Origin of the sequence: Vibrio sp. OPT46, from assembly GCF_015163535.1 — a bacterium.
GTDB classification, from domain to species: domain Bacteria; phylum Pseudomonadota; class Gammaproteobacteria; order Enterobacterales; family Vibrionaceae; genus Vibrio; species Vibrio alginolyticus.
This window is the reverse complement of record NZ_JADDYG010000828.1, coordinates 1-290: the sequence shown is the minus strand read 5'-3', so window position 1 is coordinate 290 and position 290 is coordinate 1. Positions and strand designations below refer to the sequence as shown.

General features: G+C 38.3%; 1 pseudogene. It reads left to right on the top strand.

The window, feature by feature from the left end:
- Nucleotides 1–290: pseudogene (gene recA / locus IQR33_RS36125) on the top strand (recombinase RecA); the annotation flags it as partial.

Sequence of the window (290 nt, the reverse complement as noted above, 5' to 3'; positions counted from 1 at the left end):
AATACCATGGCTATTTTCATAAACCAAATTCGTTTTAAAATTGGTGGTTTTGGAAACCCTGAGACAACAACAGGTGGAAATGCTTTAAAGTTCTACGCTACAACGCGAATTGATATTCGCAGAACGGGGAGCTATAAAGTCACCGATTGTACAATGGGTAATGAAACCAGGATTAAGGTTGTCAAAAACAAGCTTGCCCCTCCATTTAAACAAGCTGAAACCAAAATATTGTTTGGTAAGGGTTTCGATTACTACGGTGAAGTTCTTGATTTAGGCTTAGATGCTCGAAT